Source organism: Acinetobacter sp. YH12072 (assembly GCF_013419565.1).
GTDB lineage: Bacteria > Pseudomonadota > Gammaproteobacteria > Pseudomonadales > Moraxellaceae > Acinetobacter.
Genome location: NZ_VOZV01000023.1, coordinates 15287 through 40843 on the forward strand (window position 1 = coordinate 15287; position 25557 = coordinate 40843).

Below are 25557 nucleotides of genomic sequence, written 5' to 3' on the forward strand. Positions count from 1 at the left end.
TAAATTTCTTATTTATTGTATTTAGAAATGATATTTCACTAAAGCACTCACGTTATTTTCATCCGCATCCGCAATACCGTATTTGTTATTCCAAACCGAATGCTCAATACCGAGATATAAATTGGTATCAGGAGAAATATGCTTACCGACATTCCATTTCCACTGAGTCGTCCAGTTCATCTCGCTCGCATGATCATCTTCAGCAGTTGACCAGTCCAGGAAGCCATCTACCAGGAATTCTTCTGTACCCAGTTTAAATGGCACACCATAAGTCAAGGTAAGCTGATAGTCATCTTCCATATTTTCATTATTTACACGATAAAGATTCACGCTGGCATAATTGAATTTTGGAATAGCCAGGTCGAAACCTACACCGTACAGGAAGTTATCAAAACCTTCACCACCTTCCCAAGTCGTTGCGACCAGCACATCTTTCACTGGACCGAATGCCAGCTTTTGACCTGAAACTTCACCCAGACTTAAACGTGGTGAAAATTCAAAATAGCTTGATTTAATATCATCGGAACCACGCATACGGTCAATGAAAAAGAAGACATCTGCATATTTAACTTTTGCAGCGTATTCAACAGTTAGGGTTGCCTGTTTTTTATCTACAACTTCATAGTTTTCCCCATAAAGCCCAGTAACGCTAAAATCCTGCCAGACTGGTTTTGCCTGTGCAGATGCTGCACCCAATGCAAGTAATGTTGCAGCAGCAACTTGAGTAAATTTCATAAATAAGGTTCCCCAATGGAATTAAAAATCTCATTCTGGATTAAGCAAGAACAAAGCCAACTTTTTTAATTTTTGATAAAAAAGCCCATGACTGGCATGGGCATATGGAGGAAATCATACTTTAATGCAGCGTTTCTGCAATCTTTTCCGGAACCTCTGTTTTCGACTTGAACATTTGCAGATGATTAAACAGAATGTTTAAAAGGATCGCCATTAAACAGGTTGAACTGATGCCAGAATGAAATAGGGTTTGAAACCATTTTGGAAAATTAGCATAGAAAGAATAGTCAATAATCGGGATCATGCCGGCTGCAATTGAAGTTGCAACAATAATCAAATTCTTTTGCTCGTTATAATCAATTTTTGCCAGAGTTCGGATGCCGCTTGCAGCCACTGTACCAAATAGCACCAATCCTGCACCACCAAGTACCGGAACCGGAATTGCGGCGATTAGTCGGCCCATAATTGGAAGTAATCCCAAAACCACTAAAATCATACCGCCAGCAGCGACCACAAAACGGCTTTTAATCCCGGTAATGGCTACCAGCCCGACGTTCTGTGCAAAAGCACTTTGCATGAATGAACCAAAAATCGGTGCAACTGCACTTGAGAACATATCTGCACGCAGACCATTGGAAATACGTTCTGAATCTACTTTGGTTCCAACAATTTCACCCACAGCAATAATATCGGCCGTCGTTTCAGTCATAATCACCAGCGTGACGATCAGCATGGAAATGATTGCACTGAGTTCAAAAGTTGGCATGCCGAAAGCAAAGAAACTCGGAAATTGTACCCATGCACCATGGCCGACTTTACTGAAATCGCCAAAACCAAACAGATAAGCCAGCACTGAACCCAATACGATCGCTAATAAAATAGACAGGCGACGAGTCGAGGCATTTCTGCTCAAATTTAGACAGATCACAATAGCCAAGGTCATCACGGCCAGACTGATATTTTCTACACTTCCCCATTCAGGTGCATTTTTATTGCCCCCCATCATCCAGCGAACGGCTACGGGTAAAAGTGATAAACCGATAATCGTGATCACACAGCCGGTCACGACTGGCGGGAAAAAACGGATAATTCTAGAAAAATAAGGTGCAAGGAAGAGACCAATTAATGAAGCTACGATGACTGCACCATAAACAGCTGATAGGCCTCCACCTGTAGTTACGATCGCCACCATCGTCGCCACGCCCGCAAAGGAAACCCCTTGTACCAGTGGCAATTTGGCCCCGATATATTTCACTCCAATGGTTTGTAAAATTGTAGCCAGACCGCCAACAAACAATGCAGCCGCAATCAATAAACCGATTTGTGTAGCTTCCAAACCTGCGGCAGTACCCACAATGAGTGGTGGTGCGATAATACCACCGTACATGGTCAATACATGTTGCAAGCCATAGGCTGCACTTTTGCCTGCGCCCAGATATTCATGTTCTGGTGAAATGTTTGTGCTTTGTTCTGTCATTCTTTTTCTCTCCCTGAAAGCTTGAATAAAAAAATCAGCTTCCGCGATATGTGGAGTACGCGAATGGGCTGATCAGTAAAGGAATATGAAAGTGCTGAGAGGCATCTTTCACCTGAAAATGAATGACTGCTTTAGGAAAGAAAGTTTCTAGACCTAAGCCTTCAAAATAATCAGAAGTAGCAAATTCAAGACTGTATTTACCTTCCTCAAATTCGGTTAAACCAAAATCTGTGACTCGACCATCTGCATTGGTAAATGCTTTTCCGAGTAATTCACCTTCTTCATCAAAGAGTTTGATTAAAACATGTGCTGCAGGTTTGCCGAGATGCGTATCTAAGATATGAGTGCTGATCATGCTTGCAGCTCCTGTGACAGTCTTAATAAAGCGATTTCCGCCAGTTGCGTATGAACAATACCTTTTTCAGTTTCCGGATCATTAGCTAAACGATCTTTCAAGGCATTCAGCACTTCTTGGCTATTTAGACCAGCCGCTTTAATCAGGAAGATATAACCGTATTTTTTTTCATAAGCGATATTGCCTTCTAGCAAAGCTTGCTGAGTTGCTTCGTCCTGAGTTATCGCAGCCTGTTCACGATTGGAAAAGTTTTTTTCAACTTCGCTTAATTCAGCCTGTGCCTTTTTTTCACCAATACGTGGATGATTATCCAAAGCTGCTTTGATTTCGTCCCAGGTCCAGGTTGCAGCCTGTTGTCTGGCTATATTCAATACATCTTCAACAGATGCATAAGGACGCTTTGCTTCAATCTGGGTCGACCAGCTCGGTATTTGCACACAGTGCTTTAAAAACGTAATGGCCTCTTCTGGAGATGCCTGATTAAATTCAACGAGTTGCACTATTAAATCGCCTGATGATATTCATTTTTTGTTCAGTACAGGTTTTGCAATAACAGTGCCAAATCTTTTTGATCTTGTATTTTTATATAATATATAAAGCAGAAAAGAGAACTCAAGGTTCTCTTTTTTAATATATTTTTCTCATTTTGGTGCGTGATATTTATACCAATGCGTTGCAATATCACCCCGTCGGCAAATCCAGACTTTTTTATGACCTTGCACATAATCGAGGAACTTTTGTAGGGCTTTAAAGCGTCCTGGCCGCCCTAAAATACGACAATGCATCCCGATCGATAGCATTTTTGGTTCAGTTTCACCTTCAGCATAGAGCACATCGAAGGCATCTTTTAAATATTGATAGAATTGTTCCCCGCTATTAAAGCCGCCCGGTGAACTAAATTTCATATCGTTGCTTTCTAAAGTATAGGGGATGATCAAATGAGGGCGTGTTTCACCTGCCTGATTGGTCAATGTACTCCAAAATGGCAAGTCATCTCCATAGTTGTCGCAATCATATTGAATCTGAGGAAATTCAGCCAGTAACTGACGGGTATTTGGACTATCACGACCGGTATACCAGCCAGTCGGTGCTTTGCCCAACAGGGTTTCCAGTACGCTAATCGCCTGATCCATATATTGGCGTTCAAGCTCAATTGGCATGTCCTGATAATGCACCCAGCGCTGACCATGTGACACTACATCATAATTGGCTTCTTTAATCGCTTCGACTATATAAGGGTTGCGGATTAAAGCCATCCCAACCCCAAAAATAGTCATCGGCAGATTACGCTTTTTAAACTCGTTATGAATGCGCCAGAAACCTGCACGTGAGCCATATTCATACATGGAATCCATCGACATGTGTTTGTCTGGAAAGCTAGCCGCGCCGATAATGTCAGATAAAAATTGTTCTGAACCGGCATCACCATGTTCAATGTGGTTTTCACCACCTTCTTCATAATTCAGTACAAACTGAACTGCGACACGGGCCTGATTGGGCCATTCTACTTTAGGTACATCACCATGATAGCCAATCAAGTCACGTGAATAAGGCTGGTTTCGAATTTGATCTATGAGTTCTTGTCCGCGTAGATAGGTACTGGTCACGTTTAATCCCTGATGTGTTATATCAAACAGTAAAATTGAATAAGCGTGACAAGCAATTTATGCGCCAAAAAGGATCATTAAATTTTCATGAAGTTTCACTAATAGTTCGATCTAATCTAGGATGATTAGGAACTGTAAGACCATAATTATTGAATATTCTTTCTACTCTAAAATAGGGAATTTTATTTTTACTACATATCTTTTTAAGTTTTTCCTCATCTTTGGATGAAATTTTAATTCCACCAATTACAGTACAAATTAAATCTGTATAAGGAATTTTTTGGATCGGTTCATTTGTATAAGGTCTTAAAATTCTGAACTCTTTTTCATAGCTCCATTCTTCAGATTTCGTTGTATAGATCTCTAATATTTTTTCTTCTGATTTTAAACGATCTTTTAATGTAACTAATGGCATTTTATTTGAATAACTTACAGGAATAGGAAAAAACTTCGCATAAACTGAATTCGATTTTAGTAAATCTCTTTTCAGAAATTTAAATTCTGTTAAAAAGCCTTTATGAAAATCTGCATAATGAGACCACATAAGAATATTAAGTGGGTTGTGGTTTAAGCAGCAGATTCCCATGCGATCATTCATTTCTTTGAAATAGCTTAGATCATGTATCTTTCTTTTTTCAGAATCCTTATATTTCTTAGCTTTTTTTTCTGCCTTTTTTCGACTTATCTTTGCCCCCCTATCTTTAAATATTTTCTTTATTTCTTCTGCTGAATAATGATGACTCTCATCAATATTTCCTACACAGTCTAAAGGATCATTAAATTTTTCAGGCTTTGTAAAACTTATAGTCCCTTCTGTTAGAAGCTTTAATCGACTATCAGTAATAGGCTGATGTTTATATAAATATATGTAGTTTTCATCTTGATAAACGAATGGATATTCTAAAATATTGAGCAAATTAGCAAACTCTATCTAATCTATTGAATTAGTAATCTATATACTTTTTAAACATACTCATCAAGATCAAAAATAAGAAAATACCCCTCATCCTAACCTTCTCCCAAAGGGAGAAGAAACTTTCCAAGAATTTATTTAAATAGTGGAAATTCCCTCTCCTTTAAGGAGAGGGTCAGGGAGAGGTAATTAAAACAAGAAATACCTTTGCGCCATCGGCAACACTTCCGCTGGCTCACAAGTCAAATGCACACCATCAGCACGAACTTCATAAGTTTCTGGATGCACTTCCATCACAGGACAGTAACTATTATGTTTCATATCCTGTTTAGTTACCTGGCGTGTCGCCTTACATGGTGAAATCAACTTTTTCAGACCTAATTTTTCATGTACGCCATTATCAATTGCGACTTGCGACAAGAATGTAATACAGGTGTTATGCACTCCACGTGGATAAGCCCCAAACATCGGACGATAATGCACGGGCTGTGGTGTTGGAATAGAAGCATTAATATCACCCATTGGTGCTGCTGCAATCATGCCACCTTTAATAATCATGGATGGTTTCACCCCAAAGAATGCAGGTTTCCACAGTACCAGATCGGCTAACTTACCTTCTTCAACAGAGCCGATTTCATGGCTTAAACCGTGAGTAATTGCAGGATTAATCGTATATTTGGCGATATAACGTTTGACCCGGTTATTGTCCCTATAGGCTGTATCACCTTCCAAAGGCCCACGTTGCACTTTCATTTTATGCGCCGTTTGCCAAGTCCGTAAAATTACTTCACCCACACGACCCATCGCCTGAGAGTCTGATGACATCATGGCAATCGCACCCATATCCTGCAATATATCTTCTGCAGCAATGGTTTCGCGTCGGATACGGCTTTCTGCAAAGGCCACATCTTCTGCAATCGCTGGATCTAAATGGTGACAGACCATCAACATGTCTAAATGTTCATCGATGGTATTGACGGTATATGGACGAGTTGGATTAGTTGAAGATGGCAATACATTCGGTTGACCAATGGCTTTTAGAATGTCCGGTGCATGTCCGCCACCTGCACCTTCAGTATGGTAAGTATGAATGGTTCGATTTTTAAAAGCTGCCAAAGTTTCTTCCAGAAAGCCACTTTCGTTTAGTGTGTCAGTGTGGATGGCGACCTGCACATCATACTGGTCGGCTACAGTCAGACAGTTATCAATCGCTGCTGGTGTCGAGCCCCAATCTTCATGCAATTTTAAACCCACTACACCAGCTTTAATTTGTTCTGCAATTGGCTCTGGCTGGCTCAAGTTACCTTTACCCAATAAACCAATATTCATTGGTAAATCATCAATCGCTTGTAGCATTGTGGCAATATGCCAAGGCCCTGGAGTCACGGTTGTCGCAGAAGTTCCAGCTGCCGGACCTGTACCGCCGCCGACCATCGTGGTTGTGCCAGACATCAGTGCCGTTTCAACTTGCTGCGGACAGATCCAGTGAATATGGGTATCAATTCCGCCAGCTGTTAATATTTGTCCTTCGCCAGCAATGACTTCTGTAGCCGCGCCAAGTGGAATAGTAATATTTGGCTGAATATCCGGATTACCGGCTTTACCGATTTTCCAGATTCGACCATTTTTTAAGCCTATATCTGCTTTAACAATGCCCCACCAGTCGACAATCAGCGCATTTGTAATGACAGTGTCAGCCACTTCAGATGACAAAAGTTGTGATTGACCCATACCATCACGAATGACCTTGCCACCACCAAATTTAACTTCTTCACCATAAGTGGTGAAATCCTGTTCGACTTCAATGAATAATTCAGTATCAGCTAGACGAACACGATCCCCGACTGTTGGTCCAAACATTTCGGCATAAGCACGACGTGACATTTTCATGATTTATAAACCTTTATAATTCTGCTGCAATTTTTATGAATCGAGCTTGCCCATGACCCGCCCGGCGAAACCATAAACTTCACGTTTTCCAGTCAATGCGACCAGTTCCACATCGCGTTTTTGCCCAGGCTCAAAACGAATCGCCGTACCGGCAGCAATATTTAAGCGAAAGCCTTTGGCCAGCTCACGATCAAACTGCAAGGCATCATTTGCTTCGGCAAAATGGAAATGTGATCCGACCTGAATCGGTCGATCACCGATATTAGCAACAGTCACCTTCAAAATTTCCCGACCAACATTCATTTCAATATCGCTCTCAGGTGTAAAAATTTCCCCTGGAATCATATGCTGCTCCTATACGATCGGTTGATGGACAGTGACCAGCTTTGATCCATCTGGAAAGGTTGCCTCGACCTGCACTTCTGCAATCATTTCCGGAATGCCTTCCATGACATCATCACGTGTCAATAAGGTCGTACCGTAATGCATTAATTCACTGACCGTCATGCCATCACGCGCACCTTCAAGCAATGCTGCAGAAATATAGGCAATGGCTTCCGGATAATTCAGCTTTAAACCTCGGGCTTTACGACGCTCTGCTACCAGACCCGCAGTAAAAATCAGCAGTTTATCTTTTTCTGTAGGATTGAGTTCCATAACTGGTTCCTCATTGATATATATGTATTTCTAAGCAAAATATGTGCAAGATTCGATATTTGGTGTTCTCTCCCTTTGGGAGGGAGTTAGAGGGAGGGTTTTAATAAATGTTTAATCACCTCTCCCTAACCCTCTCCTATAAGGAGAGGGAATTAAAGGATTACGTCCGCCAAATTCTCGGAAATGTCTCATCCAGATCAAACCAGTAACGTCTTAGACGGGCGCGAATTGCAGCAAAACCATCATGGCATTGACGGACATCATCTCCCAGAAAACGTGCACTAATTACATCGCCAAGCAAGGTCAAGGTAACCGGTACATCCATCCGCATAATGAGCTCACGAATTAAATCGAGATGCTGTTCCAGATAAAAACTCGCGCGGTATTTTTCAGGCGGTACAGCCCAAAAGCTGCCCATCACCGCATGTCCATTCATACCTAGACATGAACTGAGCCAGCGGTCATTGCCCTTAAAATTCAAGGTGTCTGCAACCAGCAATTTGTCTTTGCGCCAAAGCTGAAACCGGTTTTGATAAGCTCCCTGTTCAAACTGCTCATCTCTTGCCTGACGTCCGATCACCAGCATATCCCAACCGATAAAACTGGCTGCTGTATCTAAGTGGACGATTGTTTCGGAACTGGCATTAGCCCCATCAAATAGCATAGTTTCTTGAGGTAGCCATTCAAAAATGGCATTGTCATTTAAACGGATATGAATGTGCTGAAAAGCCTGCTTGCCATTGGTTCTGTACCATTTCCCGGCACCCGGTGTAGTCACTAAGGCATGGGCATTGGCATCCACCTGCATATCAAAAGTGAGATGATCTCCACCGGCGATCCCTGCTGGCGGATGCACGATAATGGCATGGCAAATCCCATTGGCTTCTGGCCATAACATTTTCTGGATGCGTACCGGTCCATGATGCTTGCGATGTTGCAAAATGGTTCGCACAGTCTGTTGCTGCGCCTGAAATCCCATTTCCAGACGTGCATACCATAAGTTCTGCTGCGTGCTTTTTTCTGCCAGTTCGTGCATCAACAAATCAACTCAATTTCATCTGCAAATGATTTACCAAGTATTAAGCCAAGCCAATGACAGCAACAACTGCAGCTAAACCACCAACGATCTGCTTGCCATAAGGCACATATTTTTTCACGAATGCACCCAGAGCCAAGCCTGCACCATAAATCAAAGCCATTGCTGAAACCATGCCAACAATTAATAGCGATACATGACCACCTTGACCCAACTCACTTCCATGCGCTACGCCGTGGAAGCTGGCCAATAAGATTGCAGCGACAGGCAAAACCTTATTCGATTTAGTCCACAGCGCAACAGCTAAAATGACCAGTGAAGCGATGATGCCTGACTCAGCCATTGAAGTTGAAAGCAGACCTTCGCTACCGAACACAAAGCCTGCAACCATCGCTACTGCCAGACCGATGAGACCCGAGATTTTCCAGCGTTGATTTGCAGTCCACATCAATACACCAAAAGCAATTGCCATCATCAGGTGATCTAAACCGGTAAAAGGATGGACAAAGCCAGACCAGAATCCACTGTGATGGTCATGTCCCGCGTGAGCCATTGCCAACATAGGTAAAGCAGCAATACCTGCGACCAGTAACTGTTTGAATAGACGCATGATGAATTTCCCCTTAAGACTTAAATAAACCTTGTTTTTCGATAAAGCTGATAATCTCGTTCAAGCCATCTTGTGTTTTCATATTAGAAAATAAAAATGGTTTATCGCCACGCATCCGCTTTGCATCCTGATCCATCACCTCCAGGCTGGCACCGACCATTGGCGCTAAATCTGTTTTATTGATAATCAGCAGATCCGACTTGGTAATTCCCGGACCACCTTTACGTGGAATCTTCTCGCCACCGGCAACATCGATTACATAGAGAGTTAAATCGGACAATTCAGGACTAAAGGTTGCCGCAAGGTTATCGCCACCACTTTCAATAATGATCAGCTCCAGTCCATCAAACTTTTCACACAAATCATCAATCGCAGCCAGGTTAATGGACGCATCTTCACGAATTGCAGTATGAGGACAGCCGCCTGTTTCTACACCGACAATACGGTCTGGCGACATCGCTTCATGTCGGGTTAAAAAGTTCGAGTCTTCTTTGGTGTAGATGTCATTGGTCACCACTGCCATATTGTATTTTTCACGCAGTGCAAGACATAAATTCAGGGTTAAAGCGGTTTTACCTGATCCAACCGGACCACCAATTCCAACGCGTAATGGACTACGTTCTGACATGTTGATTTCCTTTATTACATTTTCTAGGCACCAGTTTTAATGATGCTTTTCAATTTTTTTACTGCTAATCTAATCTGAAAATTAAGACCGAAATAAGCGTGAATACTGGGTTTCGTGCGACATGCTTAACATGGCATATTGCGGTAATGCGCTGCTGATTTCATGATCGTCCAAAGCTAATGCAACCTGTACAGCTTCAGGAATTTCCTGATGTAATTGCCAGATAATCCGCTGCCCGCTCATTTGCCCGAGTGGAATGGTTTTTACTGCTGCCAGCACCTGATTTTCCAAAACTGTAAAGCTATAAGCAGTTAAGACATCGGCAAGATCTAAGCCTAGCTCACCACATAAATGTGCATACACCGGCACAAACCCTAATTGCTTTTTTACGCTCGGCGGCTGCTTTAACACATCTCTAATCCATGCATTCAAGGAAAATGCCAACTGCTGTGATTCAGCCAGTAATTCTTTGGATTCTCGGCTCGCGCGGTATAGCTCTGCCCAATACTGAAACTGTTCAGGATCATTAAAAGACTCCACCAGACGCTTGAGTACGGGAAGCTCAAAACGCACCAGCAGCATTTCCAATACTTCTTGGAAATAGCTCACACAAGAGGCTTCATCATGCACCATGCCTTTTTCAATCGCGCTTTCCACCCCTTGTGAATAACAGTACGCTCCAATCGGCAACGCCGTTGAAGATAGAGTCAGCAAGCTGAGCAGCTGAGACGCATTAGTGATGGACATGATGTAACGCCTTGATTGGGCTTAAACGGTGGTCATGCTGATGCTGTGCATAAGCCCCACTTTCAGGTTCAAATGGGTGCATGACTTCATTAACTTCAAGACCTAAACCTTGCACCATTTCAGCCAGTACATGATCTGGTTCAAAGTACAATGCAGTAGGTGTGAGCATTAGAGGAACATGACGATTCCCCAGATGATAGGCTGCTTTCAATAAGTCAAAGCTATTGTCCGTAGTCACCTGAATCAATTTTTCAGGCTTCGCATCGACCCGAAGAATGTCACCCTGTTCAGTTGCTATAAAAGAACCACTACGCAAGATTCCAGTACGTGGTAAATCTGCACCAATATCGACACCATTTTTTAAAGTTGCACGAAAACGGCTCTTTTGTCGTGTATCGAATGTGAGTTCAAGAGACTCAAAATCACTTTCTGGTGCAAGGTTTTCCAAACGTTGCGTATAAATTTTCATAACTACCCTACTGATGCTGATAAATCCTGTATTTGTTCCAAATTGAAACCAAATAATTTTTAGCATTTAAAATTTGCATCAAAATAAAGCAGTTATCGTGCCAACTTGGATTTTTAAAGATTCTAAAATTGAATGAAAGATAAAATCTCAAATTTTTTTGTTGAGCTAATACGTAAGTTAAATTATTTTCTTGATTCAAAAATTTAAGCTAATATCTCTACAATGATTAAATAAGAATATGAGAAATAAATGGCAAAATTTTTAAACACAAGCGGAACAAATTTCTTTCTAGAAGAACTTATTAAAAATGCCAAAGAGCGTTTAATTTTAATTAGTCCATATTTGCGTCTCAATGATCGTATTAAAGAGCTATTGGAAGACAAAGATCGGCTAAAAATTGATATCCGTATTGTTTACGGTAAAAGTGATCTGCATCCTGATGAAATTAAATGGATGCAAAAACTGGATTATGTGCGTCTAAGTTTTTGTAAAAATCTACATGCAAAATGCTATTTGAATGAATCAGAGTGCATCATTTCAAGCTTGAATCTCTATGAATTTAGCCAAGTGAATAACAATGAAATGGGGATTCTAATCCGCAAGTACGAAGATAATGATGTATTTAAAGAAGCTTATGAAGAAGCACAACGGATTATTCGAATTAGTGATGAAGTCCGTATTACTTTAGATGAGGTAAAAGCAGAGACCATCCCAACTGAAGAGAATAAATCAGAAGAAAATACAGCGTTCACGAAGCTGACCACAGCGAAGCTTGCAGCAAAACTAGGCTTAAAAACAGCAGACACTTTTGAGAAATTGATTGCCAAAGGTTATCTAACACTCAATGAAAATGGAAAGCATTTTTTAACAGATGAAGGTAAATCTGCAGGTGGAGAATTCCGAACTGGACAATATGGCATGTATTTTTTATGGAGTGAGAATACAGAGATTTAATTATATTTATAAATCCCTCCAAACCTCCCTTTGTAAAAGGGAGGCTTTAAAAGCAGTATGACTAAATTGCTACCAGATCCCGAATACCTTTTTCCGGCATTTCGCTTCCAATACCTTGAGCAATCACTTGCCCACGTGCCATGACGGTATAACCATCTGCCAGTTCTTCAGCAAAGTCATAGAACTGTTCCACCAGAACAATTGCCATTTCACCGCCATCAGCCAGCTTACGAATTACCCGACCAATATCTTTAATGATAGATGGCTGAATTCCCTCAGTCGGTTCATCCAAAATGAGCACACGCGGTTCAGATGCCAATGCGCGAGCAATCGCCAGTTGTTGTTGCTGGCCACCGGATAAGTCACCGCCGCGTCGATACTTCATTTCTTCTAATACCGGAAAAATCTCATAAAGATGTTCCGGAACTTTACGGGTTTTGGCTCCTTTAAATTTCGCCATGCCAATCAAAATATTTTCTTCTACTGTTAGGGTTGAAAAGATATCTCGTCCTTGTGGCACATAAGCCAAACCTGCCCGTACTCGCTGTTCAGGACTCAGTTTGGCAATATCTTTGCCATCTAAAAGGATCTGACCTGATTTGATGGGCAATATCCCCATCAGACATTTCAGTAATGTCGTTTTACCAACACCGTTACGACCCAAAACCACTGAGCACTCACCGACAGGCGCATTGAAAGACACATCACGTAAAATGTGACTACCGCCATAAAACTGATTTACATCTTTAACTTCTAGCATCAGTCAGCCCCTTAACGTCCAAGATACTTTTCAATGACCTCTTCATTGGCCTGTACTTCTGCCAATGTGCCCTCAGCCAGAATCGCCCCTTGTGCCAGCACCGTTACTTTTTCACTAATGGTATCGATGAAGCTCATATCGTGTTCGATGACCACCAGCGTATGATTCTTTTTCAGTTCCAGACACAGTTCAGCAGTCCGTTCGGTTTCGGCATCGGTCATCCCTGCCACTGGCTCATCCAGTAAAATGAGTTTTGGACGTTGCATCAGCAGCATACCAATTTCCAGCCATTGCTTCTGACCGTGCGATAAAAGCCCTGCAGGTTTGTGAATAAATTCCTGCAAGCGGATTTGCTGTAAGGATTCATCCAAGGCATTTTGTGCATCCGGATCGAGCTTGCTGAAAAAGCTTTTTTTAACACGTTTATCTTTAGGTGCAGCCAAGAGCAAATTTTCCATCACGGTGAAATTTTCAAACACCGTTGGTTTCTGGAATTTACGCCCGATGCCAGCTTCTGCAATTTCTTCAGTACTCATTTTCGCCAGATTATAGGTTTGGCCAAAAAATGCAGAACCTTCAGTAGGACGGGTTTTCCCGGTAATGACATCCATCAACGTGGTTTTACCCGCGCCGTTTGGCCCAATGATGCAGCGCAATTCACCTTCTTCGATATACAGCGATAAATCATTTAAGGCACGGAAAGCCTCAAACCAGACACTGACTTTTTCCAGATAAAGTGCGATCCCATGGCTAAAATCTGGCCCTTGCTCTTTTGGTCGGCCATAGCCTTCAGAAGCATGGCCGCCATGAGGTTGTAAAATTTCACTCATTCGCTACGCTCCTTTTTAAAACGGTCAAATAATCCAATCACGCCTTTAGGCAGGAAGATGGTGACCACAATAAATAATGCCCCCAGAATTAATAACCAGGCTTCTGGATAGGCCACAGTAAAGTAAGTTTTAACTGCATTAATTAAGCCTGCACCCAGGATCGGACCGATCAAGGTACCGCGACCGCCAGCCGCTACCCAGACTGCCATTTCAATCGAGTTCACCGGATTCATTTCGCTCGGATTAATAATCCCGGCTTGTGGTACATACAGTGCACCAGCGATACCTGCAATCACAGCAGATAATACCCAGGCTGAAAGCTTGTACCATAAGGTGCGGTAACCTAAATATTGCAGACGGTTTTCACTATCACGAATCGCGCCAAGCACACGACCATAAGGTTTATTCATTAAATGGCGTAGACCAACAAAGCACAGCAATAACACCAGAGCCGTGATAAAACATAGGCTGGCACGCATCGGTGCTGATGTGATGTCCATGCCTAAAATGGTTTTGAAACCGGTAAAACCGTTATTCCCGCCAAAGCCTGTTTCATTGCGGAAGAATAAAAGTGCTGCCGCAAAAGTCATCGCCTGAGTAATAATCGAGAAGTAAACGCCTTTGATTTTTGAGCGGAAAGCAAAGAAGCCGAAAATAAAGGCAATTAGTCCTGGTACCAAGACCACAAGTATCATGGCCCACCAGAAATGATTAGTCCCCACCCAAAACCAGGGTAATTCAGTCCAGCTCAGAAAACGCATAAAGTCAGGCAAACCATCACCTGCTGATTGACGCATTAGATACATCCCAAAGGCATAACCACCCAAGGCAAAGTACAGGCCATGACCTAAACTTAAAATACCGGCATAGCCCCAGACCAGATCAAGTGCTAAAGCCACCAACGCCAGGCACATGATCTTGCCGATCAAAGTGACCCAATAAGCAGACAGATGCAGGCTTGAATCCGCTGGCAATAAATGCAGCCATGGCAAGGCCAGTAAAATAACAAAACAGATCGCAATTGCGAGTGCGCTATAAGGTTTATCTGAAAGTAATGATGTGATTTTCATAGGCTTACTCCACAAAGCGTCCTTTAATGGCAAACAAACCTTGTGGGCGTTTCTGAATAAACAAAATCACAAGAACCAAGAGAATAATTTTCGCCAATACTGCACCCATACCAATTTCCAGTACGGTTCCACTGACACCTAGTCCCAAAGCGGCAAGAACTGCACCCCATACTTGACCAACACCACCGACAACAACCACAAGGAAAGCATCGATAATGTAGTTCTGGCCCAAATCTGGCCCAACATTACCCACTTGAGCCAAGGCACAGCCGGCAAGACCGGCAAGACCTGAACCCAGACCAAATGCCATCATGTCAATCCGGCTGGATCGGATACCGACAGCACGAGCCATTTGACGGTTTTGCGTTACGGCACGGACAAATAAACCAAAACGGGTTTTATTCAGTAGATAAACAAGTAGCAGCAAGACAGCTACAGTAAAGACAATAATTGCAATACGGTTATAAGGCAGCATCAGGCTTGGAGTAATCGAGATCCCGCCTGAAAGCCATGAAATGTTAGAAACTTCGACATTTTGTGCCCCAAAGATCATCCGCACCACTTGCATCAGGATCAGGCTCACCCCAAAGGTTGCCAATAAGGTTTCCAGTTGACGGCCATATAAAGGACGAATCACGGTACGTTCGATCAGCATGCCAATCGCTGCACTGACAATAAATGCCGCAGGAATCGCTGCGATCAGATACCAATCTACCAAACCACTAAAATGCGATTTAAAGAAACTTTGCACTACATAAGTGGTATACGCCCCGATCATGATCAGCTCGCCATGCGCCATATTAATGACACCAAGCAAGCCATATGTAATGGCTAATCCTAAAGCCGCAAGCAATAAAATACTGGCAGTACTTAAACCGGAAAATACATGTCCAGCCCATTCACTGGCCTGAATTCGGGTTTTGATACTACTTCTGGCATCGACCAGCGCTGCTTTTAAATCAGGATGTAGATTTGGCTGAGCCAGTTCATTTTGAACCAGTGCAAGAACGTCTGGTCTGTTGGAATCTTTTAAAACTTTTGCCGCTTCTATTTTGGTCAGGACATTTTCAGATTGATAATCCAGACGTGCTTTTAACTGGGCAAAACGTGATTTAACCGTATTGTTTTTTTCATTTAAATACATCTGATTGATGGCTTTAGCATCAAGTTCGGACAAGTTATTTTCCAGAATATCAATCGCCTCAAGTCGCTGAGAGGCTTCTTCTGAATTTAATTTCTTTTTTGCTAAACCAAAGGTCAGTGCTTTATTTAAGGTATTTACCAGCGTAATTTGCGATAAATCAGATGGCCAGGTTTCCACGGTTTTTCCGTCAGGATAGCTAACCAGTTTGTCTTCTGCTTCCAGAATATAAGTATTGCCTGAACTGTCAGTATAAAGCTGATCTTTTTCAACAAACTCTGCCAGCTGATCAAGTTGTTCAACACTGGCAGGCCACTGGTTTAATAAAGCACGACGAGTGGCAAAGTCCCCACGAACAAACTGCTGAATAGCATCAAGTGACTGTTGAGATGATTGCGATACGGTTGTTTCGCTAGATTGAGTTTCCGCATGCACCATATTGAGACACAAACACTGACTCAAAATTAAAAAAATGGCCGCGAGATTTAGGCGAGTGGACATGAGTGCCCTCCCTATTTATATATTTAACGCTGTCCCGTCCGGGAGATGAAAAACCAGAAAGGCCTACTGCCGGAGCAGCAGGCTTTGGAGGAAATTATTTAGGAATGTATGGGCTCCATGGCTCAGCAGCGATGGTTTTCGGAGTCTTATAAACCACGTCAAACTGACCATCACCACGGATCTGACCAATCATCACTGGTTTATGTAAATGATGGTTGTTAGCATCCATTTGTAACTGATAGCCAGATGGTGCATCAAAAGTCTGACCTGCCATTGCTTCACGAACTTTATCCACCTCAGTAGAACCGGCTTTTTCTACCGCCTGTTTCCACATATTAATACCGACATAAGTCGCTTCCATCGGGTCATTGGTTACGAACTTATCTGCATTAGGCAATTTGTATTCCACAGCATACTGTTTCATCTTGCCGCTGAATTCGGTATTTTTCGGATTTTTCACGGACATGAAGTAGTTCCATGCCGCTAAATGACCGACCAAAGGCTTGGTATCAATACCGCGAAGCTCTTCTTCACCTACAGAGAATGCCATAACCGGAATATCAGAAGCTTTAATGCCCTGGTTACCCAATTCACGATAGAACGGTACGTTTGAATCGCCGTTGATGGTTGAGATCACCGCAGTCTTTTTACCTGCAGCAAATTTTTTCACGTTACCGACAATGGTTTGATAATTACTATGACCAAATGGTGTGTACTCTTCCATGATGTCAGCATCAGCAACGCCTTTAGATTTCAGGAAAGCACGAAGAATTTTGTTGGTGGTACGCGGATAAACATAGTCTGTACCCAATAACACAAAGCGTTCTGCTTTACCGCCTTCTTCACTCATCAGATATTCAACAGCAGGAATCGCTTGCTGGTTAGGTGCAGCACCGGTATAGAAAATATTTTTAGACTGTTCCTGACCTTCGTATTGGACTGGATAGAACAATAAGCCGTTTAACTCTTCAACCACTGGCAATACCGATTTACGTGATACCGAAGTCCAGCAACCAAAGATGACCGCAACTTTATCCTGAGTGATGAGCTGACGTGCTTTTTCAGCAAATAGTGGCCAGTCAGATGCTGGATCAACGATAACCGGTTCAAGCTTTTTACCTAAGACCCCCCCATTGGCATTGATTTCATTAATCGCCATCAATGCTGTGTCTTTTAATGAAGTTTCAGAAATGGCCATCGTGCCAGATAAAGAATGTAAAATACCAACCTTAATCGTTTCCCCACTAGTTGCAGCTGCTTTCGGCTCAGAGGTAGCGGCCGTTTTATCTTCAGGCGACTTTGAACAACCTGTTAAAGTCAGTATTCCCAACATTGCAGCAACAATTAAATTTTTAGAAAACTTTTTCTGTTCGACTTTCATGTACTTCTCTCCAACCTTAGTTAGGCTTTTTTAGAAAATTTGAGAGAAGCTATTCAAATACTGTGCCACTTTTAATTTATAATTTTAACCCACTGAATTTCATTATGATTATCTATTTAAAATAAAAATAGAGATTAATTTTTGCACCAATAAATACATGTTGCCCTAAAATAGAAAATAAATTCTGAGGCGAAAAATCAATTAATTATCCTAAAAACACATCAAAATAGCGCAGCCTTTTAAATCAAAATATTAAAATGCTTACTAATGATGCATAAATAAAATGAGCAGAAAATACATCTGCTCATCAATATAATTTATTTTTCATCAATAAAATTTTGCATATGCTGCAAAACTTCCGCCGTCTTTTCACCATGTAGCCAGTGCCCTGCACTTTCAATCACTTCAACCTGTGCATGAGCAAACTGCTGATTGATGGCTTCAAAATGTTCAGGTGTAGAGATATACGATGAATTTCCACCTCTTAAGAATAATGCTGGAAGTTCATTTTTTTCTATCTTATTCCAAGCAGTAATATCTTCATAATGATCAAACAGTGCTTGCACATTAAACAACCACTGCTCTTTATTAAATGATTTTAAAAGAAACTGGATGACTATTTCCTCTTGAATATATTCACGCATAATTTTTGCTGCTTCATTTCGTGAAGCGACTTGCGCCTGTTGGACTGCAAACAAGGCTTTAAATATTTCAGAATGATGATTTTCTTGATATTGAATTGGCGTGATATCTAATACAACCAGTTTTTCAATCAGATCAGACGCCAGGTCTGCCAGCTTCATGGCAATTTTTCCGCCCATTGAATGCCCGACTGCAATAAATTTTTTAATATTTAAACTGGCTAAAGTTTCTAAAATATCTTCGGCCATGATTTGATAATTCACTTCATCAGAATGGCCAGATAAACCATGATTTCTGACATCAATTTGAATCGTAGTTGCCTGCTCTGAAAAATGTCGGGCTAACATACCTAAATTACTTAAACTACCAAATAAACCGTGAATAAATACCATTGGGGCTAAAGTTGATGTTTCATGGGTTTGTATTTGATAATTCAGGATCATTTGAGAATTCCGTGATTTCCTATGTTAGGTGTTAATAGTGGAGTTATATTGGAAGTTAATCAATTGCCAATGACATAATTTAAAATTTTGCTTAGGCTATTTTTATGGAAATAAAATATGCTTAGGCTAAATTGCAATATCTGCTCATAATTGAGTGTCACACTAGATCATTAATAAAAAAAATATTTTAAAATTTTTAGGAAATATACGAGTTTTAGAGGTTTATTTGGTATTAAGTTTTAGTTATGGGATATGGATTTTGCGAGAATAAATATAAAGTAGAAAATTGCTTAGGCTATTTTAGCGTGCAATGATTTTACCGCCCTTCGTTTGAGTAAAAAAGAAACATATAAATATTTAATATTTCTTAATAAATTTCAAAAGTAGCTGATATTTACCCGGTAAAATTTGTATATAAATAGATTTTTATAAAGTTTATTTAATGAATAATTTAAAAAGCACTGAAATCCATATGCTACGTATCAGAGTATTTATGCATTTTATAAACAAGCTGAAAGTCGAAAAAAGGGGCTAATTTTTTGGCCCTACCCTTTTTTATCCGTCTATACCTTTATCAAGATCAACATTCCTAAATAAGATATGAATATTTAATTTCATTAGCTTCTATATGCTTCATATCTGATAGTTTAAAGTAGTGTATAAAATGTATTCTAAGGCTATCTTATGAACAATTTAGTTAAAAAAAGCATTGAATTCTTAGTGGAACAAGACGTTGTTGAATCAGCAGAATGTGTAATAGCAGAAGCGGGTTTAACTCCAGCAGAATTGATCACGATAGTTTATGGTGAAATTGTTCGAACAGGTCAAATACCTATTATCCCTCAAGTAGGAACTAAGGATTTCAATATAGCTCGATTAACAGCAGCGAGTTACTCTATTCCAACTGTCAAAGTTTCCATTCCAGAACAGAAGGATGCATTTTTAAATGATGATGGTGGCTATTAAAACTCAAGACAATGCTCTTGCTTTTATGGATTAATTACACTTCCCTACTCTTACAAAATATTGCGGTGGTCATACCTGAGTTATTCATACTCTGTGCTTGTCGATCCAAAAAGTTTTTAGCAATCATAGCCATTGTGGGCGCCATATTGAGCTCTTGATTTTCTTCAGAGACTTTTTGAATCTCTTCATAAGCCGTTAAACGCTGGCAGAATGCCTGACGTTGACTTTGTGCATCAGCATTCTGATCTGGATCATCTAAAATATGTTTGGTTTCATTGACTATTTTTGTTTGCATAGCAATAAACTGATCATAATCCGCTTGTGAAAGCTTTTCGGCAAAAGCCATATTGTTCAATTGCATGCAAATAAAGAAAGTACATATTAAAGATGAGGATTTGATCATTTCGAAGGTCTTCTTTTAGTTTTCTTCTTTCCAGACATCTTCATAATCATCTGCATCAATCATGAAGCGGTAGCCCTGCTCTAAAGCCAGATAAGGTAAAACTTCAGGGGCGACATCCTGTAACTCACGTACAGTCATGGTTTCAAAAGCATCTTCATTTGAAGCCAGTTCACCACCATAAATATACCAGCTAATATTTTCTTCTGTCTCAGGCTTTCTACGGATTCCGACAATTGGATCCTGCTTCAAGGTATGTACAGCCACTGCAACAACATCATCACCACTTACTTCTATATAGGCAGAACCGACCTCTTCACACAGCAATTTCTGCTCTGCAATCAGTTCCTGTAATGGTGATAATTTTTGCGTGTTTTTCGACATTCGGTTTGACTCATTAAATTCTTTAAATACCGCTTTAGTTTAGCCTAGTTTTAAAAAATCTAATGCGTATTTTTATAAACTACCTGAAGATCTGTCCTTAAAAAGGATTAAAGACAGATCGGAAATAAAGCTTATTGGAAAACTTTGAAGCGTTGATCATCTTCAAGATAATCTTTCGCACGCGCTTCGCCTTCAACTGAACCAAATACCAGTTGAGCACGAAGTTTCCAGTTTTCTGGAATATCCCACTCTGCATGAACCAGCTCATCTACAATCGGATTATAGTGTTGTAAAGATGCACCCAAGCCTTCAGTATGTAATGCAGTCCAGGTAGAGAACTGAGCTATTGCAGTTGAATGTTCTGCCCAGATTGGGAAATTCTCGGCATAAGATGGGAATTGCTGTTGCAACCCTTTTACTACATTTTGATCTTCAAAGAATAAAACTGTACCCATACCAGCAGCAAAGGTTGCCATTTTTGCAGTCGTTTTTGCAGCACTTTCTTCATCTTTGGCATAGCTTTTTAATTTATCAGCGACAAAGCCCCAGAATTTTTCATGTTCGCCATTGAATAAAATAACGGCGCGAGATGATTGCGAGTTAAAAGATGACGGACTTTGCTTGATCGCATTTTGAATCAAATCAGTTAAATATTCAGGAGACTGTTCTACATTTTTACCAATGGCATAAATAGTACGGCGTTTTGTAATTAAATCTAAAAACTGATTCGACATTCGGTTAAATCCTTGGATATATCTTCGGGAAAACTGGAACCTTCACTTATTTTTATGAAGGAATTCTAATGAATAAGAATTCTATGATTCATTTACTCACAAGTACTGATAGCTTAAAAAAATATGACTGGAATAGCTATATTATTAAAGTAATATCTTTATATATTCTTTTGATAAAGAATAGTTTTTTAATTTATTTTTTATCAAACGATAAAATAAATGCCCTTTTCTGAGCCAATTTATGTTTTAAAATAAGTCACCATGTTCAATGATGTAGCAGAAAATTGTTTTGATGATAAATATAGAAAATTGCTTAGGCTATTTATTTTCATAAGGGAAATGTCAATCCTTAGAAATCGCTATAAAAAAATCATCCCCCAATTTGGAGGATGAAATTGAATGAATCAGCTTGAATTTACTTAGAATTTGGCATTAAGCACTTGAGCAGAGACTTTATTTTTCCAAAGATCACGTAAGGTTGGTAAATAGAATTTTTCACCAAGTTCTACCAGTTCAGCATCAATCAAGCCATGCACATCATGCATAAATAGATAATCCAGATCCACACTAGAAAGCTTAAGATGTTTCTTCTGATATTCTCTGCGTTTTTGCTGTGCCTCTTTCACCAACTGATCTGCAAATGTCTTATCTTTATACTGAGTGATCGCATTTAAACGCAATTCGATAATGCCCCAGCCAGTTAATAACATCTGAAACGTTTCAAAGTCCTGAGTGGTTGATTCCCAGGTCATTTCATCAAGATTTTCATTTTCCGGGAGAACAGGTAAAAGAAGTTCCATTACACTTGGAAAAATCTTTTTAAAATTCAGAATAAATTTAACAGGATGCTCACCTGGATAATCCTTGAATTGAACCTTTTTTTGAACATCTGTTAAATAAATATCAAGCATTAAATTTTCCTTAAACAACCTGCCATTTTATGGATGTTTATTCATATGCTATAGAAACTCATGCGGAATAAACGCCAAAACAGCAGTAAAAACGAACTGCATTTTAGCAGCTATATACGCTTATTCAATGTTAATTCGGTATGAGAAGCCATGAGGATAAGCTTTAGCACTAAAAAAATTTCAATAATTATCTCTAAATATCCTTCTAATACGATTTCACCCGTAATTTTAGATTCTTTCTTTTATTTGCTCATGAATCTATAAACTTAAGAACTCCTGATGAGAAGAATAAAAAAGCCCACTCACAGAGCAGGCTTAATAAACAATTATGAGTTGAGTTAATCTATCTCACCTGTTTTGCCGGTTCCCATACATTCGATACACTGTTTAGCTTCCACAACGTTATAGCCGGTACCGCTACAGCTGCTACACTTCTTTTTTGTATAATCTGGATATAGATCCTCATCTGGATAGGATTCGTCCAAATCAAAATCATCATCAAAGTCAGTCATCACCCTTACCTCATTTTTCTAGTTATCAGGGAATTTCTATTAGTAATCCTTCATTGCATATCTGTCAAAACATGAACGATAGATGGTTCATAGCATTTAATAAGCAAGCTTAATTGAATGAGAATTTTCCAGAAAAAACATGTGCAATTGATTTTATTAAAATTTGTATGAATAATCCTTAGATATTATAAAGCCCTCATTTAGAGGGCTTTATTATTTAACCATAATTAGAAGACTTATTTTACGTTTGGAGCCACCATATTTTCAGGGCGAACCACCTGATCGAACTGTTCTGCAGTTACCAATCCGAGTTCTACTGCGACCTGTTTTAAGGTTTTACCTTCTTTATAGGCAGTCTTGGCCACTTTAGCTGCATTCTCATAACCAATGACTGGATTCAATGCAGTGACCAGCATTAATGAATCATGCAGGAAGTGCTCAATCTTGTCACGGTTAGGCTCGATTCCGACTGCACAGTTATCGTTAAAGCTGTTACATGCATCGCCAAGCAGTTGAATAGACTGCAACAGGTTATAAGCAATCACTGGCATAAAGACATTCAGCTCAAAATTCCCTGATGCACCGGCCACATTAATCGTCGTGTCATTTCCTAGAACTTGAGCAACAACCATGGTCATGGCTTCACTTTGGGTTGGATTCACCTTACCCGGCATAATACTTGAACCCGGTTCATTTTCAGGAATACGTAATTCACCAAAACCACAACGTGGTCCGCTCGCCAGCCAGCGAATATCGTTGGCGATTTTATTCAGGCTAACCGCTAAAGTCTTTAAAGCACCTGAAGCAAATACTGCTGCATCACGGCCGGCCAAAGCTTCAAACTTGTTAGGAGCAGTGACAAAAGGCAAACCTGTTAATTTAGCCAGAGTATCCGCAGCTTTAACAGCATAATCTGGATGTGCATTGAGGCCTGTACCGACGGCGGTTCCGCCTAATGGCAGTTCATATAACCCTTGCAAAGCCTGATACAGTCGAATTAAAGCATGATCCAGTTGAGAGACATATCCACTGAATTCCTGACCTAAAGTTAAAGGTGTGGCATCCTGAAGATGGGTACGACCGATTTTTACAATCTCGGTAAATTCCTGAGATTTGGCATGCAAGGTATCACGTAAACGTGTCACTGCCGGTATTAGCAGTTCATTGATCTGTAAGCTAGCTGCTACATGAATCGCAGTCGGAAAAGAGTCATTGGTCGATTGAGCGCGGTTGACATGATCATTTGGATGCACAGGCTTTTGTGCACCTAAAGGATTACCCAGCTTCTGGTTAGCAATATTGGCAATCACTTCATTACAGTTCATGTTACTTTGCGTGCCCGAACCGGTTTGCCATACCACTAGCGGGAACTGGCTATCCCATTGACCGCTGATCACTTCATCCGCAGCACCGATGATATAGGTCGATAACTCATGAGGAATCTGGTTTAACTCGGCATTGGTGATCGCAGCTGCTTTCTTGACCAAGCCCATGGCACGAATCATGGCGCGTGGCAAATGCTCATTGCCAATCTTGAAGTTCTGTAGACTACGCTGAGTTTGTGCGCCCCAAAGTGCTTCACTCGGTACAGCGACTTCTCCCATCGTGTCATGTTCAATACGTGTTTGCATGCTCAACCTCAATTGTTATTCCATGTTTTACTCATTTAGACAGCAGCTTCAATGCTGTACTCTATTCATCTTAATGAGTTTGATTAATTTTGCAAATGATAATTATTATCAATAATTAACTTATAGGATTCTTAATCACTGCCCTCTTAACGTATTCTGATAGAACAGCCATTCATCCTCTAACATTTTCCTTAAGGTATAGCGTGGCTGCCAATGTAACAACTGTTGGGCTTTATCCGTATTAGCACCCAGTTGATCCATTTCAGCATGCGGATATGGCAAAGCATCTACTGTAGGAACAGCGGATTGGGTGACTTCTGCAACCTGATCCAGCAAAGTCTGCATTGAGATCAGCTCTCCAGCGATATTAAAGGCTTCGCAAGTCCATTGTTGCTGTTGAGACAGCCAATGTAGCGACTTGAATACCGCATCACAGACATCCATCACATGTAGAAAACTACGTTCTACTGTATAGTCTTCGGTCTTGGCCTGACGGCGCAATTCCAGATATTCACGCTGCTTCGCACCCACCTGCATGGCCAGAGGCACAATATTCTTTGGTAAAGGTGGCACCCATTCACCTAAAATGCCATTTTCAAAAGCACCCGCGACATTGGAAAGACGTAACATCGCAATACGCCATTCATTATCCGTCTTGGCAGTATCCCGGATGATTTCTTCCACCATCTGCTGTGATTTAATATAAGGATTTGGATAAGTGTAATTGAAAGCCTGATCTTCTTTTAAATCCGTTCCGGAATGGCCATATACAGCCAATGAAGACAAATGCACCAGATTGCGTACTCCAGTACGCTGCATGGCACGCATCAAGCTCATGATACAGCTGACATTATCATTATAATATTCAAGTGGTTTTAAAACTGATTCTTCTAATGATTTAAAGCTGGCAGTATGAATGACAGCCTGTACTGAATTCTGTTCAAAAACTTTATTTAATGCTGGAGTGTTACGGATATCAATTTTGACAAAAGGCACATAGCGGCCGGAAATAAATTCAAGGCGTTCTAAGGTCTGTAGACTGGCATTGGCCAGATTATCGACCACAATGACCTCTAGTCCTTGTGCCATCAGACTTAAAGCAATATGTGAGCCTAAAAAGCCTAAACCACCCGTCACTAAAATCATTGTTTATTAACTCCGCTTTAGAATCAG

Annotated in this window: 29 protein-coding genes; 2 read left to right on the plus strand and 27 right to left on the minus strand. The window is 40.6% G+C overall.

What is annotated here, in order from left to right; all coding sequences use genetic code 11:
- Positions 1 to 21: 21 nt before the first annotated feature.
- From FTU19_RS10710 to ureE, 14 genes are all read right to left on the minus strand, one after another.
- Positions 22 to 735: an outer membrane protein OmpK gene (locus FTU19_RS10710; RefSeq protein WP_180131104.1), complete on the minus strand. Its 714-nt coding sequence runs from the start codon at positions 733 to 735 to the stop codon at positions 22 to 24.
- Positions 736 to 856: 121 nt separating this feature from the next.
- Positions 857 to 2212, minus strand: coding sequence for a nucleobase:cation symporter-2 family protein (locus FTU19_RS10715; protein WP_180131106.1), 1356 nt, complete (start codon positions 2210 to 2212; stop codon positions 857 to 859).
- A gap of 34 nt (positions 2213 to 2246) precedes the next feature.
- Positions 2247 to 2567, minus strand: coding sequence for a hydroxyisourate hydrolase (uraH, locus tag FTU19_RS10720; protein ID WP_005235589.1), 321 nt, complete (start codon positions 2565 to 2567; stop codon positions 2247 to 2249).
- Positions 2564 to 3067 carry a 2-oxo-4-hydroxy-4-carboxy-5-ureidoimidazoline decarboxylase gene (gene uraD, locus FTU19_RS10725; RefSeq protein ID WP_125278694.1) on the minus strand — a complete coding sequence of 168 codons (504 nt, stop codon included), beginning with the start codon at positions 3065 to 3067 and terminating at the stop codon, positions 2564 to 2566. Before uraD ends, uraH begins: the two co-directional genes overlap by 4 nt.
- 141 nt (positions 3068 to 3208) lie before the next feature.
- Positions 3209 to 4174, minus strand: a complete 966-nt coding sequence (puuE, locus tag FTU19_RS10730; RefSeq protein WP_180131109.1) for an allantoinase PuuE — start codon at positions 4172 to 4174, stop codon at positions 3209 to 3211.
- A gap of 85 nt (positions 4175 to 4259) precedes the next feature.
- Positions 4260 to 5090 carry a DUF2971 domain-containing protein gene (locus FTU19_RS10735; RefSeq protein WP_180131112.1) on the minus strand — a complete coding sequence of 277 codons (831 nt, stop codon included), beginning with the start codon at positions 5088 to 5090 and terminating at the stop codon, positions 4260 to 4262.
- A gap of 186 nt (positions 5091 to 5276) precedes the next feature.
- Positions 5277 to 6977, minus strand: coding sequence for an urease subunit alpha (gene ureC / locus FTU19_RS10740; RefSeq protein ID WP_180131115.1), 1701 nt, complete (start codon positions 6975 to 6977; stop codon positions 5277 to 5279).
- 33 nt (positions 6978 to 7010) lie between these two features.
- Complete coding sequence (locus FTU19_RS10745) at positions 7011 to 7322, minus strand: urease subunit beta (protein ID WP_180131118.1); 312 nt, start codon at positions 7320 to 7322, stop codon at positions 7011 to 7013.
- A gap of 9 nt (positions 7323 to 7331) precedes the next feature.
- On the minus strand, positions 7332 to 7634 hold the full coding sequence (ureA, locus tag FTU19_RS10750; RefSeq protein WP_004785859.1) for an urease subunit gamma: 303 nt from the start codon (positions 7632 to 7634) through the stop codon (positions 7332 to 7334).
- Between the two features lie 160 nt (positions 7635 to 7794).
- Positions 7795 to 8670, minus strand: a complete 876-nt coding sequence (locus FTU19_RS10755) for an urease accessory protein UreD (protein WP_218955205.1) — start codon at positions 8668 to 8670, stop codon at positions 7795 to 7797.
- 43 nt (positions 8671 to 8713) lie between these two features.
- Positions 8714 to 9280: a HupE/UreJ family protein gene (locus FTU19_RS10760; protein ID WP_180131121.1), complete on the minus strand. Its 567-nt coding sequence runs from the start codon at positions 9278 to 9280 to the stop codon at positions 8714 to 8716.
- A gap of 13 nt (positions 9281 to 9293) precedes the next feature.
- Entirely contained in the window at positions 9294 to 9908 is a 615-nt protein-coding gene (ureG, locus tag FTU19_RS10765; protein WP_004785864.1) for an urease accessory protein UreG, read from the minus strand.
- Positions 9909 to 9989: 81 nt separating this feature from the next.
- Positions 9990 to 10655 (minus strand): urease accessory protein UreF, encoded by a 666-nt coding sequence (locus tag FTU19_RS10770; protein WP_180012336.1) that lies wholly within the window; start codon positions 10653 to 10655, stop codon positions 9990 to 9992.
- The gene (gene ureE, locus FTU19_RS10775; RefSeq protein ID WP_180131124.1) at positions 10642 to 11124 is read right to left on the minus strand and encodes an urease accessory protein UreE; all 483 of its coding nucleotides are present in this window, start codon (positions 11122 to 11124) and stop codon (positions 10642 to 10644) included. The genes FTU19_RS10770 and ureE overlap by 14 nt, the downstream gene beginning before the upstream one ends.
- Before the next feature lie 249 nt (positions 11125 to 11373).
- Between ureE and FTU19_RS10780 the strand changes: the two genes are divergently transcribed.
- Complete coding sequence (locus FTU19_RS10780; RefSeq protein ID WP_004785869.1) at positions 11374 to 12078, plus strand: phospholipase D family protein; 705 nt, start codon at positions 11374 to 11376, stop codon at positions 12076 to 12078.
- Between the two features lie 61 nt (positions 12079 to 12139).
- Here FTU19_RS10780 and urtE read toward each other — a convergent pair whose 3' ends face one another.
- The 6 genes from urtE to FTU19_RS10810 form a co-directional block, all read right to left on the minus strand.
- Positions 12140 to 12838: an urea ABC transporter ATP-binding subunit UrtE gene (gene urtE, locus FTU19_RS10785; RefSeq protein WP_034705325.1), complete on the minus strand. Its 699-nt coding sequence runs from the start codon at positions 12836 to 12838 to the stop codon at positions 12140 to 12142.
- A gap of 11 nt (positions 12839 to 12849) precedes the next feature.
- Positions 12850 to 13668 carry an urea ABC transporter ATP-binding protein UrtD gene (urtD, locus tag FTU19_RS10790; protein ID WP_180131126.1) on the minus strand — a complete coding sequence of 273 codons (819 nt, stop codon included), beginning with the start codon at positions 13666 to 13668 and terminating at the stop codon, positions 12850 to 12852.
- A complete protein-coding gene (urtC, locus tag FTU19_RS10795; protein WP_034705328.1) occupies positions 13665 to 14738 on the minus strand; it encodes an urea ABC transporter permease subunit UrtC in 1074 nt (357 codons plus the stop codon). The genes urtD and urtC overlap by 4 nt, the downstream gene beginning before the upstream one ends.
- A gap of 4 nt (positions 14739 to 14742) precedes the next feature.
- Positions 14743 to 16380 carry an urea ABC transporter permease subunit UrtB gene (urtB, locus tag FTU19_RS10800; protein ID WP_005235555.1) on the minus strand — a complete coding sequence of 546 codons (1638 nt, stop codon included), beginning with the start codon at positions 16378 to 16380 and terminating at the stop codon, positions 14743 to 14745.
- Between the two features lie 94 nt (positions 16381 to 16474).
- Complete coding sequence (gene urtA / locus FTU19_RS10805; RefSeq protein ID WP_159123013.1) at positions 16475 to 17761, minus strand: urea ABC transporter substrate-binding protein; 1287 nt, start codon at positions 17759 to 17761, stop codon at positions 16475 to 16477.
- A 317-nt stretch (positions 17762 to 18078) separates the two neighbouring features.
- Positions 18079 to 18846, minus strand: coding sequence for an alpha/beta fold hydrolase (locus FTU19_RS10810; RefSeq protein ID WP_180131128.1), 768 nt, complete (start codon positions 18844 to 18846; stop codon positions 18079 to 18081).
- Between the two features lie 684 nt (positions 18847 to 19530).
- On the opposite strand from FTU19_RS10810, the gene FTU19_RS10815 reads away from it, so the two are divergent.
- On the plus strand, positions 19531 to 19812 hold the full coding sequence (locus FTU19_RS10815) for a damage-inducible protein J (RefSeq protein WP_180131130.1): 282 nt from the start codon (positions 19531 to 19533) through the stop codon (positions 19810 to 19812).
- Positions 19813 to 19846: 34 nt separating this feature from the next.
- Here FTU19_RS10815 and FTU19_RS10820 read toward each other — a convergent pair whose 3' ends face one another.
- The 7 genes from FTU19_RS10820 to FTU19_RS10850 all read right to left on the minus strand — a co-directional run bounded on the left by FTU19_RS10820 (position 19847) and on the right by FTU19_RS10850 (position 25530).
- Positions 19847 to 20215: a hypothetical protein gene (locus tag FTU19_RS10820; protein ID WP_180131133.1), complete on the minus strand. Its 369-nt coding sequence runs from the start codon at positions 20213 to 20215 to the stop codon at positions 19847 to 19849.
- A gap of 15 nt (positions 20216 to 20230) precedes the next feature.
- On the minus strand, positions 20231 to 20596 hold the full coding sequence (locus FTU19_RS10825) for a hypothetical protein (RefSeq protein WP_180131136.1): 366 nt from the start codon (positions 20594 to 20596) through the stop codon (positions 20231 to 20233).
- Between the two features lie 131 nt (positions 20597 to 20727).
- On the minus strand, positions 20728 to 21330 hold the full coding sequence (locus FTU19_RS10830; RefSeq protein ID WP_180131139.1) for a nitroreductase family protein: 603 nt from the start codon (positions 21328 to 21330) through the stop codon (positions 20728 to 20730).
- Positions 21331 to 21749: 419 nt separating this feature from the next.
- Positions 21750 to 22241: a hypothetical protein gene (locus FTU19_RS10835; protein WP_005235543.1), complete on the minus strand. Its 492-nt coding sequence runs from the start codon at positions 22239 to 22241 to the stop codon at positions 21750 to 21752.
- A gap of 338 nt (positions 22242 to 22579) precedes the next feature.
- A complete protein-coding gene (locus tag FTU19_RS10840) occupies positions 22580 to 22753 on the minus strand; it encodes a hypothetical protein (protein ID WP_166135486.1) in 174 nt (57 codons plus the stop codon).
- A 236-nt stretch (positions 22754 to 22989) separates the two neighbouring features.
- Complete coding sequence (gene fumC / locus FTU19_RS10845; RefSeq protein WP_180053664.1) at positions 22990 to 24384, minus strand: class II fumarate hydratase; 1395 nt, start codon at positions 24382 to 24384, stop codon at positions 22990 to 22992.
- A gap of 135 nt (positions 24385 to 24519) precedes the next feature.
- Positions 24520 to 25530, minus strand: coding sequence for an NAD-dependent epimerase/dehydratase family protein (locus tag FTU19_RS10850; RefSeq protein ID WP_034706304.1), 1011 nt, complete (start codon positions 25528 to 25530; stop codon positions 24520 to 24522).
- Between the last annotated feature and the right edge of the window lie 27 nt (positions 25531 to 25557).